Origin of the sequence: Streptomyces sp. NPDC058195 (genome assembly GCF_042883525.1) — a bacterium.
In the GTDB taxonomy this organism is placed as follows: Bacteria; Actinomycetota; Actinomycetes; order Streptomycetales; family Streptomycetaceae; genus Streptomyces.
The window spans coordinates 25,042-38,863 of the sequence record NZ_JBHVVM010000005.1 but is presented as its reverse complement, the minus strand read 5'-3'; the positions used below and the strand labels follow the sequence as shown (position 1 = coordinate 38,863).

The window sequence follows — 13,822 nt, the reverse complement described above, 5'->3', positions numbered from 1 at the left end:
ACGCGGGTGCGGCGCACCACAAGCGTGAACCGAAGGCCCCGGCCTCCGCCCTCCCCCAGGGCGGCGCCGGGGCCTTCGGCGTACAGGCCCCGCGGCTGGACCCGCGCTTAGGGTCTTTCGTTTGGATCAGGCTGGATCAGGGAGCGGGGGCTGGTGCGTGCAGCTGCAAGGCGGAGGAAGAAGCCGACGCGGAGCGTCGGTGACTGACGACAACGCGGCAGATGTGCGCACCAGCCCCCGCGAGCCCGGCATGATCCAAACGAGAGGCCCTAGGTGCGAGGACCTGCCTGCACACTGCCGCCCGCCGTGCGACGCCCGGCACGCACGCTCGCCGCGTCGTCGAACTCGTCCCCGTACGCCCGGTACGAGGACGATCCCTGCCCTGCCCTCCCCTGCCCGCCCGCACGCGCCGGACACCTCACGCACCGGACACCAGGGGCCCCGGCCTCCGGCCGGACGACGGCACGGTGAGGTCGGGGCCCCTAGCGGCCCGACCGTGCGGCCCTGGCGACGGCGACCACGGCCTTCTCCAGCGCGTACTCCGGGTCGTCGCCGCCGCCCTTGACTCCGGCGTCCGCGTCCGCGACCGCGCGCAGTGCGACGGCCACCCCGTCCGGCGTCCAGCCGCGCATCTGCTGCCGCACCCGGTCGATCTTCCAGGGCGGCATGCCCAGCTCACGGGCGAGGTCGGCGGGGCGTCCGCCACGGGCCGAGGACAGCTTGCCGATCGCCCGCACGCCCTGGGCCAGCGCGCTGGTGATCAGTACGGGCGCCACTCCCGTCGACAACGACCAGCGCAGCGCCTCCAGCGCCTCGGCGGCCCGTCCCTCCACCGCGCGGTCGGCGACCGTGAAGCTCGACGCCTCGGCGCGGCCCGTGTAGTAACGGGCGACGACCGCTTCGTCGATCGTGCCCTCGACGTCCGCGACGAGCTGTGAGACCGCGCTCGCCAGCTCCCGCAGATCGCTCCCGATGGAGTCGACCAGCGCCTGGCACGCCTCGGGTGTGGCCGAACGGCCCAGCGCCCGGAACTCCGACCGCACGAACGACAGCCGTTCGGCCGGCTTGGTGGTCTTCGGGCAGGCGACCTCCCGCGCCCCGGCCTTGCGCGCCGCGTCCAGCAGCCCCTTCCCCTTGGCACCGCCCGCGTGCAGCAGGACCAGGGTGATCTCCTCGACCGGATCGCCCAGGTACGCCTTGACGTCCTTGACCGAGTCGGCGGAGAGGTCCTGCGCGCCGCGCACGATCACCACCTTGCGCTCGGCGAAGAGCGAGGGGCTCGTCAGCTCGGCGAGGGTGCCGGGCTGGAGCTGGTCGGACGTGAGGTCGCGGACATCCGTGTCGGGGTCGGAGGCGCGGGCCGCCGCCACCACCTGCTGCACCGCGCGGTCCAGGAGCAGGTCCTCCTGGCCCACGGCGAGCGTGAGGGGAGCGAGCGGGTCGTCGGTGGAACTCTTTCTGGTGGCCATCGCCGTCCAGCATCCCACGCACCGCCGACAGCGGCCCCGGGCTCCCTCCCGCCCCGGCTCCCCGGTACGGGAGAATGGGCCGGTGAGCGATGTGAGACATGTGCTGGTGCTGCCCGATCGCGATGCGGCGGAGGAGGTGGCCGAGGAGCTGGGTCAGCGCTTCGGGATCGCCGAGGAGCCCCAGTTGGTGCGCGATGCGCTGGCCGGCGAGGACGATGCCGAGGACGCCCAGTGGCTGGTGGTCGTGGAGGACCCCTCGGCACGGCTGGAGGCCTCCGTGCTCGACGCCTTCGCGGCGGAGTACGAGGGGTGGCTCGAAACGCCGTAGGGCCGCCCCGGGGCTCCGGGGCCCTCCCGGTTCAGCTCTTGGGGACGATCTGGATGTCCAGGTCGATGGCGATGCTGGAGCCGATGGCCGCGATGCCCCGGGCCAGCATGGTCTGCCAGGTCAGGGTGAAGTCCTCGCGGTGCAGCTCCGTGGTGGCCCGGCAGGCGGCGCGGGTCTCGCCCTCCAGCCCGCTGCCGAGGCCGAGGTACTGGCTGTCCAGGGTGACCGTCCGGCTGACGCCGTGCAGAGTGAGAGCGCCGGTCACGCCCCAGCGGGTGCCGCCCCGGTGGACGAAGCGTTCGCTGTAGAACTCCATCGTGGGATAGCGCCCGACGTCGAGGAAGTCGCTGGAGCGCAGGTGGTCGTCGCGCATCTGGACGTTCGTGTCGATCGACGCGGCGTCGATGATCACGTGCATGGCCGAGTCCTCCATGCGGTCGGCGATCCGCACGGCCCCCGCGAAGGTGTTGAAGCGGCCGTGGATGCGCGCGAGGCCGATATGCCGGGCGGTGAAGCCGATCTGCGAGTGCGTCGGCTCGACCACCCATTCGCCCGGGGCGGGAAGCTGCGGGGGCACGGACATCTGCAGGGTCACATCGCCGAGGTCGGCGTGACCTCCCTCGGTCACCGTGGCCGATCCGTGGAACGGGGTGAAGCCCTCGGCCGTGACGACCAGCCGGTACTCGCCCGCCGGGACGGTGGCCAGCACGCTGCCGAACGGGTCCGTCTCACCGCTGAAGATCTTGTGACCGGCCCTGTCCATGACCGCGAACTCAGCCATCGGAACGACCTCGTTGACGGGGTCGAGCACACGGCAGCTGAGCAGCCCGGCGGTACGCGGCACCTTGAGCCCGGCCAGGACATTGCCCTGTGCCGGTCCCGTCGCTCGGTTCTTCAGCCAACGCCCGAACATCTTCCACCTCTCCCCAGGGTCGATTCGCCTGGGGCCCGGCGGCTGAACCTCCTGTCGGAGCAGCGACCCACGGACGACCATGCATTCGACCACTATTGCGATGTTCGAGGCAAATGAAGCGACTGGTCATGACTTGGATCGAGCCATCACCAAAGCCCTGAATCACCCGCTGCCTGCAGCCCGGTTCCCGCCCCCGATACGGCGATCGCCCCCTCGGTGTCCGTACGCAGCACCACGGCCCCACCCGCCCGGAGCGCGTCGACGGTGCGTGCGGCCGGATGACCGTACGGGTTGTCCCGGCCCACGCTCACCAGGGCGAGTCTCGGGCGCGCGGCGCGCAGCAGGGCGGGGTCCTGGTGGGCCGAGCCGTGGTGGGGGACCTTGAGCACGTCCACCCGTGACAGCGCCGGGTATCTGCGCAACAGCCCTTGCTGGGCGGGCGGTTCGAGGTCTCCCAGAAGCAGCAGGGTCAGCCCGCCGGTCCGGACGTACAGGGCGACGCTGGCGTCGTTCGGCTCCCGGGGTACGGGTCCGGCAGCGGCATCCGCCCAGCCGCCGCCGGACCCCGCCGTACTGGCGGGCCAGAGAACCCGCCAGTCGAGCGCCCCGATCCTGCGGCGCTCCTCCGCGACGGCCCGGACCAGCGGCACGTGTGCCACGGCCGCCGTTCTGCGTACGAAAGCTGCCTGCTCCGGCGGTTCGTCCAGGCTCGTCGTCTCGATCGCGCCCACCGCCCGGCCCCGCAGCACGCCGGGCAGCCCGCGCACGTGATCGGCGTGGAAGTGCGTGAGGACCAGGAGCGGCACCTCGCTGACGCCGAGTTCGTTCAGGCACCGGTCCACGAGCGACGGATCGGGCCCGGCGTCCACGACCACCCCCGAGCCCTCCCCCGAGGCCAGCACCAACGCGTCCCCCTGGCCCACGTCGCACATCGCGAACGCCCAGTCGGGCGGCGGCCATCCGGTCAGTGCCCGGGTGAGCGGCACCGGGCGCAGCACCGCGAGGACCAGGAGCAGCGCTGCCGCCGAACAGACCCAGGGGTGACGGACGAGGCGCCGGGCCAGGAGCGCCAGCAGCAGGGTCAGGGCAGCGAGCAGCACCGCCCCGGCGCCGCCGTCCGGCCAGTCGATCCCCGCGCCGGGCAGGGCCGCCCCGGTGCGGGCCACGGTGGCGATCCACCCGGCCGGCCACCCCGCGACCCGGGCGAGCAGCTCCGCCACCGGCATGGCCACCGGCGCCACCGCCAGCGCGGCGAACCCGAGGACCGTGGCCGGTGCCACCGCGAACTCGGCCAGGAGGTTGCACGGGATCGCCACCAGACTGACCCGGGAGGCGAGAAGCACGACGACCGGAGCGCACACCGCCTGCGCGGCGGCCGCCGCGGCCAGCGCCTCCGCGAGCCGGGGCGGAACCCGGCGCCGCCGCAGCGCACCGCTCCACACCGGGGCGATGGTCAGGAGGGCTCCGGTGGCCAGCACCGAGAGGACGAAGCCATAGCTGCGCGCCATCCACGGGTCGTGGAGCACCAGCAGCAGAACGGCGGCGGCCAGCGCGGGAATCAGTGATCTGCGGCGCCCGGTGCCGATGGCGAGCAGGGTGATCAGTCCGCAGGCCGCGGCCCGCAGCACGCTCGGCTCGGGTCGGCAGACCAGCACGAAGGCCAGGGTGAGCCCGCCGCCGAACAGTGCCGTCAGCCGGAGCGGAATCCCCAGCCGGGGTGCCAGTCCACGGCGTTCGGCACGGATCGCCATGCCCGGCGGCCCGATGAGGAGGACGAGCAGGATCGCCAGATTGGCGCCCGAGACCGCCATCAGGTGGGTGAGGTCGGTGGCCTTGAACGCTTCGTGCAGTTCGGGACCGACCCGTGAGGTGTCGCCGACCACCAGGCCCGGCAGCAGGGCCCGCGCGTCGGGAGCGAGCCGCTCGGTCGCCTGTCGCAGACCGCCCCGCAGCGCGCCCGCCGTCCGCTGGAGGAGGGACGGCGGGCCGATGACGCGGGGCGGCCCCTTGCCCTCGGCCCGCAGTACGGCGGCACTGCGCTCGCCCCCGTGCAGCGGTGGGGCCAGCCGGCCGCCGACCCGCAGGCGGGTGGACGGGAGCAACCGCTGCCACCGCTGCGCCGATGCACCGGGCTTCACGATCAGCAGCACCGGCGTGCTCAGCCCGATGGCCGTACCGTCAGGTCCGGTCAGCCGGGTCACCTCGGCGTCCACCAGAAGCGATACGGGCATGCCGCGGTCGCCGTGCGTCCGGGGCAGGGTCCGCCGGGCGTCGGACGTCACCGTCACCTCCGCCTCGACCCGCTCGAACCGCTGGGCCAGCAGGTGGACCGGCCCTTCCCGTACGTCGGCGCTGCGCAGCCCGGCAGAGGTGGCCCCGGCCGCCGCGCAGAGCAGCGCCGCGGCGGTGGCGGTCGCGGTCGCCACGTCCCGAGGGCGCCGGGAGCCCGCGGAGGGCCCCTGCGGCGCTGCGCGGCTCGTCCGGGCTCCCGACAGGGCCAGGAGCACCAGGGCCGCCCCCACGCAGAGGACCACACCCATGACGGTCCACCGCCCCGGCGCGCTCAGGGCCAGCGCGGCCCCGCCCCAGGCCGCCAGGGCCGGTGGAACCAGCCGGAGATCAGCCGGGCCCTCCCGGTGCGGCTCGGAGACGCCGAGCCGGCTGTCCGACGCCGCGTGGACGTCCCCGCCGCTCACGGCCCCACCAGCGGCCGGAGGTCGGCGAACCTGCGGTCGCCGATTCCATTGACCTCGCGCAGTTCGTCGACGGACCGGAAACCACCGTGCTGTGCGCGATAGTCCACGATGTGCTGGGCGAGGACCGGGCCGACCCCGGGCAGCGTCTCCAGTTGCCCGGCGGTCGCGGTGTTGAGGCTGACCGGCTGGGCCGGAGGGCTCCCGCCGCCACCCGCACCGCCGCCACCCGTCCCGGTTCCGCCCGCACCGCCGGGCGCCGGGGCTCCCGGCACGGCGCCCACCACGATCTGCTCTCCGTCGACGAGCACCCGCGCCCGGTTGAGGCTGGTGAGGTCGGTGCCCTCCCGGACGCCGCCCGCCGCGCGCAACGCGTCGGTGACCCTCGCCCCGGACGGCAGACGCCGGACGCCGGGCCTGCGCACCTTGCCCCCCACATCGACGACCACGTGCCCTCCCGGCCCCGCCGCGGGCCCGGGTCCGTTCGACGGCTCCGCAGCCCCGGGGCCCTCGGCCGCCGGGGGCGGTGTCCGTACGCGCGCCGCCTCGGTGACCGGGTCGGGCGCACGCACGGAGTGGGGGCGCGCGGACCAGAAGTGCGCCGCGGCGAAGGCTCCGGACGCGACCAGGACCACGGCCAGCGCCGCCAGCGTCCGGGGCTCCAGGCCGCACCTGAGCCGCAGCCAGACCGGCACGCGCTCCCACAGCGCGGGAACCAGCCTCTCCCACCGCCCGCCGGGAGCCGTACGGGAAGCAGCGACGGGCGCGGAGGCAGACGCGGGCCCGGACGCAGCAGCGGAAGACGTGGATTCGGACGCAGTAGCGGAAACGGAGGCAACGGGCACATCCCCGCCCCGATCCTGTTCCGGGCCCGGACCTTGGCCCGGACCAGGATCAGGACCCAGCCCCGGGCCGCGCGTCGGATCCGAGCTCGGCACCAGCCGCGCGGGCCTCCCGCCATACGCACCCGCCATCAGGGCGTCCGCCCGGCGGCGCGAGGCCGCGGCCAGCGCGTCCGTACCCTCGCGAGCCCGCAGCCGACGGCCGGGCCCGCTGCGCACACGGACGTCCGAGACCGGGGCGCGGCCGGGACCGCTGCCGCTGCTTGCACGATTGCTTGCGCGTTGTGTTCCGAGAGCCATGCCTCACGACGTTAGGCACATCCGCCCGAACCCGCCGACCAGCAATAATTCCCGTGGAAAACCTCGCAGTTGTGGATAACTCGACCACTCCTGTGAGTGACGTGCGAGACGCCGACAGGACTCAGCGCGGCGAGACCACTGCCCCGAGCAGGCCCGGTCCGGTGTGCGCGCCGATCACCGCGCCCACCTCGCTCACATGCAGGTCGACCAGCCCCGGCACCCGCTCGCACAGCCGCTCCGCGAGCCGCTCGGCCCGCTCGGGCGCCGCCAGGTGGTGCACGGCGATGTCCACCCGCCCGCTGCCCGCCCGGTCCGCGACGATCTCCTCCAGCCTGGCGATCGCCTTCGAGGCCGTCCGCACCTTCTCCAGCAGCTCGATGCGGCCGCCGTCGAGCTGGAGCAACGGCTTCACGGCGAGCGCCGACCCCAGCAGCGCCTGCGCCGCGCCGATCCGGCCACCACGGCGCAGGTAGTCCAGCGTGTCGACGTAGAAGTACGCGGAGGTGTCCGCGGCCCGCTTCTCCGCGGCGGCGACCGCCTCGTCGAGGCTCCCGGCCGTCTCCACCGTCTCCGCCGCGGCCAGGGCGCAGAACCCGAGCGCCATCGCGACCATTCCGGTGTCCACCACGCGGACCGGAACCGGCGCGTCCTTCGCCGCCAGCACGGCGGCGTCGTACGTACCCGAGATCTCCGCCGAGAGGTGCAGCGACACGATGCCGACGGCTCCGGCCTCCGCGGCGGCCCGGTACGTGGCGGCGAACATCTCCGGGCTCGGCCGGGAGGTGGTCACCGGCCGACGCTTCTGGAGGGCCACCGCCAGCGAACGGGCCGAGACCTCGGTACCGTCCTCCAGAGCCTGATCACCGAGGACGACGGTCAGCGGCACCGCGGTGATGCCGTGCCGCTCCATCGTCTCGGGCGGCAGGTAGGCCGTGGAATCGGTGACGATCGCGACATGGCGGGACATGAGCGGGAGGTTACCTGGCCAGTCCGTGTCCTGGCAGTCCGACCCCGACCGAATGATCTCCGCTGACCGCTTCGGATCGCTTCCTGTCACCGAGGGTCGCCGAACGTCCCAGGTGGGTCGTCGTAGGTCTCAGTTCGTCGTTTCGGGCCGGGCCTTCTTCTGCCATGGGTACGCGGTCTGCGGACGCGGATCCGGAGCCGTGATCGCGCGAGCCGGACCGTCGGCCACCGGGCCGTTCTCCGGCTCCGGCCCCTGCTCCGGCCCGTTCGCGGCCTCCTGCCGGGGGCGGCTCCCACCCGGGGCCGGTGTGTCCGTCTCCACCGTCCAGTGCCGGAGCGCCCCCGCCTCCAGGTCGATCTGCGCGTTCAACGCGTCGAGATCGTCGTCCGTGAACCTCTGGGCCCGGTCGCGCGCGGCCCATCGCAGCGCGTCCGCCGACTGCGTGATCTGCTCCGTACGCTGTTTCAGAGTCGGCAGCAGCGAGGCGACCGTCCCCCGGTCGGGGTCGCGCTCCAGCTTGTTCAGCTCCTCGTCCAGCTGCCGCCCGTGCACGCTCAGCCGCTCGAAGAGGCCCAGCGACTCCGCGAGCGAGGCGTCCTCGGCGACTCCCTGCCGCAGGGCGTCCTGCGTGGCCCGCATGGAGGTGCGCAGGGAGAGACGCAGCCGCGCCAGCTCCCCGCCCACGCCGGCCTGGCCGTAGCTCTTGGCCCGCAGGGTGGTCTCCTCGACCGTGCGCCGGGCCTGCGTGATCGTACGGTCCACACTGCGCTTCGCCGCGCCGATCGCCTTGACGCCCGCGTACACGCCCAGGACCACGAACGCGATAAAGAGCAACCCCAGAATCAGGATCGCGGCTACCATGAGCGCCCCTCGGATGTCGTTTCGGCTGCCGGTGCAGGCTCTTCCACCGTAAACGGAAAAGGCGGGTTGGGGGTTCCTTCGAAACCCCCAACCTGCCCGTAGGGGAAGGCCCCCACATCACCGCGCGGGCGGTGCGGCGCCTCGCTCGCGCGAGGCGCCGCGTCCTCACGCCGGGACGATGTTGACCAGCTTCGGCGCCCGCACAATCACCTTGCGGATGCCCGCGCCGCCCAGGGCCGCGACCACGGCGGGGTCAGCCAGGGCCAGGGCCTCCAGCTCCGCGTCCGTGATCGACGGGGAGATCTCCAGACGGGCCTTGACCTTGCCCTTGACCTGCACCACACAGGTCACGGTCTCGTCCACCACGTACGCCGGGTCGGCGACCGGGAAGTCCCCGTGCACCACCGACTCGGTGTGGCCCAGCCGGTGCCACAGCTCCTCGGCGATGTGCGGCGCCAGCGGTGCCACCAGCAGAACCAGCGAGTCGGCGACCGACCGGGACAGCGGGCCTCCCGCCTTGGTCAGGTGGTTGTTCAGCTCGGTGACCTTGGCGATCGCCGTGTTGAAACGCATCCCGGCCATGTCCTGGCCGACGCCGTCGATCGCCTTGTGCAGCGCGCGCAGCGTCTCCTCGTCCGGCTCCGCGTCGACGACGGTGACCGCGCCGGTCTCCTCGTCGACGACATTGCGCCACAGGCGCTGCAGCAGCCGGTACTGACCGACGACGGCGCGCGTGTCCCACGGCCGCGACACGTCCAGCGGGCCCATCGCCATCTCGTACAGGCGCAGCGTGTCCGCCCCGTACTCGGCGCAGATCTCGTCCGGCGTGACGGCGTTCTTCAGGGACTTGCCCATCTTGCCCAGGACACGGCTGACCTTCTCGCCCTGGTAGTAGAACGCCCCGTCGCGCTCCTCGACCTCGGCAGCCGGGACCGCGATGCCGCGGCTGTCCCGGTAGACGAACGCCTGGATCATGCCCTGGTTGTACAGCTTGTGGAACGGCTCGACGGACGAGATGTGCCCCAGGTCGTGCAGCACCTTGGACCAGAAGCGGGCGTACAGCAGGTGCAGCACGGCGTGCTCGGCACCGCCGACGTACAGGTCGACGCCTCCGGTCGGCTGCCCCTCGCGCGGCCCCATCCAGTACTGCTCGATCGCCGGGTCGACCAGCTCCCGGTCGTTGTTCGGGTCCAGGTAGCGCAGCTCGTACCAGCAGGAACCGGCCCAGTTGGGCATGGTGTTGGTCTCGCGGCGGTACTTCTTCGGACCGTTGCCGTCGCCCAGGTCCAGGGTGACGTTGACCCAGTCGGCGTTCCGGGACAGCGGCGTCTCGGGCTGGGTGTCCGCGTCGTCCGGGTCGAAGGTGCGCGGCGAGTAGTCGTCGACCTCCGGCAGTTTCAGGGGCAGCATCGACTCGGGCAGCGGGTGGGCGACGCCGTCCTCGTCGTAGACGATCGGGAAGGGCTCGCCCCAGTAGCGCTGACGGCTGAACAGCCAGTCCCGCAGCCGGAAGTTGACGGTGCCCCTGCCGACGCCGTGCTCCGTCAGCCACGCGGTGATCCGCGCCTTGGCGTCGACGACGCCCAGGCCGTCCAGCGAGATCTCGTCATTGGCGGAGTTGACCAGCTTCGCGTCGTACGACCCGAAGGCGTCGTCCCACGTCGAGGGGTCGGTACCGCGGTCGTCCGACGGCTCGACGACACAGCGCATCGGCAGCTCGAAGGCGCGCGCGAAGGCGAAGTCGCGCGCGTCGTGCGCCGGTACGGCCATGATCGCGCCGGTGCCGTAGCCCATCAGGACGTAGTCGGCGATGAACACGGGCACCTTCTCGCCGCTGACCGGGTTGGTCGCGTACGCGCCGGTGAAGACGCCGGTCTTGTCCTTGGCCTCGGCCTGCCGCTCCACATCGGACTTGGCGGCGGCCAGCTTGCGGTAGGCGGCGACGGCCTCGGCCGGGGTGGCGTACCCCCCGGTCCACACGGCGTGGGTGCCTTCGGGCCAGGCCGCCGGAGTGATCCGCTCGACCAGCTCGTGCTCGGGCGCCAGCACCATGTAGGTGGCACCGAACAGGGTGTCCTGGCGCGTGGTGAAGACGGTGATGCTGTCGGCACCGTCGACCGGGAAGTCGACGCGCGCGCCTTCGGAGCGGCCGATCCAGTTACGCTGCTGCAGCTTGATGGCCTCGGGCCAGTCCAGACCGTCCAGGTCGTTCAGCAGCCGGTCGGCGTAGGCCGTGATGCGCATGTTCCACTGGCGCAGCTTCGCCTTGAACACGGGGAAGTTGCCGCGCTCGGAACGCCCGTCGGCCGTCACCTCTTCATTGGCCAGCACGGTGCCCAGGCCGGGCGACCAGTTGACCGGCGCGTCGGAGGCGTACGCCAGGCGGTACTCGCCCAGGATGTCCGCGCGCTCGACGGCGCTCAGGGCGCTCCAGTCACGGCCGTCCGGAGTGGGGCGCGCACCGCTCTCGAACTGCGCGACCAGTTCGGCGATCGGGCGGGCCCGGTCGGCCTCGGTGTCGTACCAGGAGTTGAAGATCTGCAGGAAGATCCACTGGGTCCACTTGTAGTAGTCCGCCTCGATCGTGGCGAACGAGCGGCGCTTGTCGTGGCCCAGACCCAGCCGACGCAGCTGGGCCGTCATGTTCTCGATGTTGGCCTCGGTGGAGACCCGCGGGTGCGTGCCCGTCTGCACCGCGTACTGCTCGGCGGGCAGGCCGAAGGCGTCGAAGCCCAGGGTGTGCAGCACGTTGTGGCCGGTCATCCGCTGGTAGCGGGCGAAGACATCGGTGGCGATGTAGCCCAGCGGGTGGCCGACGTGCAGACCCGCACCCGAGGGGTACGGGAACATGTCCATGATGAACTTCTTCGGCTTGGCGGCCAGCTCCGGATCGCCCGCCAGGTCGCCGCTCGGGTTCGGCGCCTCGTACGTGCCCTCGGCGTCCCAGAAGTCCTGCCAGCGTGCCTCGATGTCGGCGGCCATCGCCGCCGTGTAGCGGTGCGGCGCGGCCGTCTCGGCTGCGGAATTCGTCTCGCTCATGATCCTCAAAGCTCCATCGATCGACATCTGCCGACGCCATGTCCATGGACACGCGTCTCCGGAAACGAAAAATCCCCTCGCACAGGAGGGGACGCCGCGCTGATTCCGACCAGGCATTCTCACCGGTCGGGACTGATCAGCGCGGCTCGCTAAGCAGAAGGCGTACGGCACGCATGGCGTCAGGGTACCGCACGGCACCGGAATCGGTCCGGGTGGTCGCGCAGGAACAACAAAGGAAGCGAGCCACTCGCAATGAGTGACTCGCTTCCTCTTTCACTGTGGAGCTAAGGAGAATTGAACTCCTGACCTCCTGCATGCCATGCAGGCGCTCTACCAACTGAGCTATAGCCCCTTGTTGTGCTCCGCCCGGCTTCCCTGGCGACATCGAGAACATTACCGGGGACACGCCCGGTCCACCAAATCGATTCCCCAAGGTGACGATTTGCCCGTTTTCGCCGTACCGCTCCGGCAGTCGGCAGGGCCCTGGGCGGGGTCAGGCGGTGGCGAAGGAGTAGAAGCGCTTGAGCGTGCAGTGCTCCTCCAGCAGCCGACCGTAGATCGGCTCCCCCTCCAGCTCCCGGTAGGTCTCGATCGGGTCGCCCTTTATGACCAGCGCCCGCGCGCACTCCTCGCACCAGTACTGGTACTCCGGATTGATCGGGTCCATGTCCCTGACGATGGGCGTACCGCTGCCGCACCAGTCACACTTCCGCCTGTGCGCACCCATGGATCAGCTCCGGCCGGGGAATGCGGCAACGGCGAACGCGGGAACAAGGAGCAGGTCCGGGAACTCGTGACCGCTCGCAGGCATCGCGCGCCCCCTCCCGTTCGGTCCGTCGCCCCCTCCGGCGTTCCGATTCTGCCATGACCCCGCAAGAGGGGAAGCCCGTCGTGGTCCGGGCCGTCCGGCGGCACCGCACGAGGCCCGTCGCAGCGGCCGGAGGGCCGTGACCGGAGGGCCGCGAATCGGGCGGAGGAGGGAACGGCGCAGAGGGCCGGGGCAGGCGGAAAGGTCCTGAAATGCAGAAGATCCCGCCCCCTGTCGGGGACGGGATCTTGGCTGTGGAGCTAAGGAGAATTGAACTCCTGACCTCCTGCATGCCATGCAGGCGCTCTACCAACTGAGCTATAGCCCCGTCATTCGCGGTGTTTCTCTGCGCTCCCGCGCTGCGAACAAGAAGAACTTTAGCCTGTGACCTGCCAGAAAGTGAAATCCGGCCGGAGCGACCCGGCCTCCCGGCCGGACAGGGTCCGGCCAGGTCCGGCCGGGTACGGGCGGGTACGGGCGGAGGGCCTCAGGTGTCGTCGCCGAGCACCGGCTCGGGCAGCGTGCCCGCGTTGTGCTCCAGCAGGCGCCAGCCCCGCGCGCCCTCCCCCAGGACCGACCAGCAGCAGTTCGAGAGACCGCCGAGCCCTTCCCAGTGGTGCGCCTCCAGGCCCAGGAGGCGGCCGATGGTGGTGCGGATGGTGCCGCCGTGGCTGACGACGACCAGCGTGCCGTTCCGCGGCAGCTTGTCGGCATGGCCGAGCACGACCGGGGCGGCCCGGTCGGCGACCTCGGTCTCCAGCTCGCCGCCCCCGCGGCGCACCGGCTCGCCCCGCTTCCACGCGGCGTACTCGCCGCCGTACCGCGCGACGATCTCCTCATGGGTGAGGCCCTGCCAGGCGCCCGCGTACGTCTCCCGCAGGCTCGCGTCATGTGCGACTCCGAGGCCGGTGAGCACGGCGAGCTGGGCCGCCGTGTCCGCCGCCCGCTGGAGGTCGGAAGCGACGATCGCGTCCGGCTTCAGCGAGGCGAGCAGTCGGGCGGCCCGGCGGGCCTGCCCGACTCCGGTCTCGGTGAGCGCGATGTCCGTGGATCCCTGGAACCTGTGCTCCAGGTTCCAGGCCGTCTGGCCGTGACGCCAGAGAACGATCCTGCGGCCTCTGCCGCTTCCGCTGCTGTTCAGCTCTGCTCACCTTCCGTGCCGCCGGTGAGCCGGGCGTGCTCATCGGCCTTGCCGCGGGTCTTGACGGCGTCCTCGGGAAGCGCGATCTCGGGGCAGTCCTTCCAGAGGCGCTCCAGCGCGTAGAAGACCCGTTCCTCGCTGTGCTGGACGTGGATGACGATGTCGACGTAGTCGAGGAGGATCCACCGCGCGTCGCGGTCGCCCTCGCGGCGCACCGGCTTGGCGCCCAGCTCCTTCTGGAGCCGCTCCTCGATCTCGTCGACGATCGACTTGACCTGGCGGTCGTTGGGGGCCGAGGCCAGCAGGAAGGCGTCCGTGATCGACAGCACGTCGCTGACGTCGTACGCGATGATGTCGTGCGCGAGCCGGTCGGCGGCGGCCTGGGCGGCGGCGTTGATGAGCTCGATGGAGCGGTCCGTGGCGGTCACATGCAGGCTTTCGTCGGCGGGCAGATCAACCTC

At 71.9% G+C, this 13,822-nt stretch carries 11 protein-coding genes and 2 tRNA genes; 1 reads left to right on the top strand and 12 read right to left on the bottom strand.

Annotated features, from left to right (window positions below; translation table 11 throughout):
* Positions 1-482: 482 nt before the first annotated feature.
* Entirely contained in the window at positions 483-1,469 is a 987-nt protein-coding gene (gene holA / locus ACFVWY_RS07965; protein WP_389868411.1) for a DNA polymerase III subunit delta, read from the bottom strand.
* Positions 1,470-1,551: 82 nt separating this feature from the next.
* Between holA and ACFVWY_RS07960 the strand changes: the two genes are divergently transcribed.
* Positions 1,552-1,797 carry a hypothetical protein gene (locus tag ACFVWY_RS07960; RefSeq protein WP_389868409.1) on the top strand — a complete coding sequence of 82 codons (246 nt, stop codon included), beginning with the start codon at positions 1,552-1,554 and terminating at the stop codon, positions 1,795-1,797.
* A 31-nt stretch (positions 1,798-1,828) separates the two neighbouring features.
* On the opposite strand, the gene ACFVWY_RS07955 is transcribed toward ACFVWY_RS07960, so the two are convergent.
* From ACFVWY_RS07955 to rsfS, 11 genes are all read right to left on the bottom strand, one after another.
* Positions 1,829-2,710, bottom strand: coding sequence for a YceI family protein (locus ACFVWY_RS07955; RefSeq protein ID WP_389868407.1), 882 nt, complete (start codon positions 2,708-2,710; stop codon positions 1,829-1,831).
* Positions 2,711-2,856: 146 nt separating this feature from the next.
* Positions 2,857-5,406 carry a ComEC/Rec2 family competence protein gene (locus tag ACFVWY_RS07950; RefSeq protein ID WP_389868405.1) on the bottom strand — a complete coding sequence of 850 codons (2,550 nt, stop codon included), beginning with the start codon at positions 5,404-5,406 and terminating at the stop codon, positions 2,857-2,859.
* Complete coding sequence (locus tag ACFVWY_RS07945; RefSeq protein ID WP_389868403.1) at positions 5,403-6,098, bottom strand: ComEA family DNA-binding protein; 696 nt, start codon at positions 6,096-6,098, stop codon at positions 5,403-5,405. The genes ACFVWY_RS07950 and ACFVWY_RS07945 overlap by 4 nt, the downstream gene beginning before the upstream one ends.
* A gap of 568 nt (positions 6,099-6,666) precedes the next feature.
* Positions 6,667-7,512, bottom strand: a complete 846-nt coding sequence (locus ACFVWY_RS07940; protein ID WP_389868401.1) for a DegV family protein — start codon at positions 7,510-7,512, stop codon at positions 6,667-6,669.
* Positions 7,513-7,641: 129 nt separating this feature from the next.
* On the bottom strand, positions 7,642-8,373 hold the full coding sequence (locus tag ACFVWY_RS07935) for a hypothetical protein (RefSeq protein WP_389868399.1): 732 nt from the start codon (positions 8,371-8,373) through the stop codon (positions 7,642-7,644).
* Positions 8,374-8,538: 165 nt separating this feature from the next.
* Entirely contained in the window at positions 8,539-11,412 is a 2,874-nt protein-coding gene (leuS, locus tag ACFVWY_RS07930) for a leucine--tRNA ligase (RefSeq protein WP_389868397.1), read from the bottom strand.
* A 279-nt stretch (positions 11,413-11,691) separates the two neighbouring features.
* Positions 11,692-11,764, bottom strand: a tRNA-Ala gene (locus ACFVWY_RS07925).
* Positions 11,765-11,905: 141 nt separating this feature from the next.
* Positions 11,906-12,139, bottom strand: a complete 234-nt coding sequence (locus ACFVWY_RS07920; RefSeq protein ID WP_093897076.1) for a hypothetical protein — start codon at positions 12,137-12,139, stop codon at positions 11,906-11,908.
* Between the two features lie 336 nt (positions 12,140-12,475).
* Positions 12,476-12,548: transfer RNA gene (locus ACFVWY_RS07915), tRNA-Ala, on the bottom strand.
* Positions 12,549-12,707: 159 nt separating this feature from the next.
* The gene (locus ACFVWY_RS07910; protein ID WP_389869014.1) at positions 12,708-13,361 is read right to left on the bottom strand and encodes a histidine phosphatase family protein; all 654 of its coding nucleotides are present in this window, start codon (positions 13,359-13,361) and stop codon (positions 12,708-12,710) included.
* A complete protein-coding gene (rsfS, locus tag ACFVWY_RS07905) occupies positions 13,358-13,789 on the bottom strand; it encodes a ribosome silencing factor (RefSeq protein ID WP_389868394.1) in 432 nt (143 codons plus the stop codon). Before rsfS ends, ACFVWY_RS07910 begins: the two co-directional genes overlap by 4 nt.
* Positions 13,790-13,822 lie beyond the last annotated feature (33 nt).

Excerpts from the sequence above, each read along its gene's own strand:
- holA (WP_389868411.1), bottom strand. The coding sequence starts at position 1,469 with ATGGCCACCAGAAAGAGTTCCACCGACGACCCGCTCGCTCCCCTCACG.
- ACFVWY_RS07955 (WP_389868407.1), bottom strand. The coding sequence starts at position 2,710 with ATGTTCGGGCGTTGGCTGAAGAACCGAGCGACGGGACCGGCACAGGGC.
- ACFVWY_RS07940 (WP_389868401.1), bottom strand. The coding sequence starts at position 7,512 with ATGTCCCGCCATGTCGCGATCGTCACCGATTCCACGGCCTACCTGCCG.
- ACFVWY_RS07935 (WP_389868399.1), bottom strand. The coding sequence starts at position 8,373 with ATGGTAGCCGCGATCCTGATTCTGGGGTTGCTCTTTATCGCGTTCGTG.
- leuS (WP_389868397.1), bottom strand. The coding sequence starts at position 11,412 with ATGAGCGAGACGAATTCCGCAGCCGAGACGGCCGCGCCGCACCGCTAC.
- ACFVWY_RS07920 (WP_093897076.1), bottom strand. The coding sequence starts at position 12,139 with ATGGGTGCGCACAGGCGGAAGTGTGACTGGTGCGGCAGCGGTACGCCC.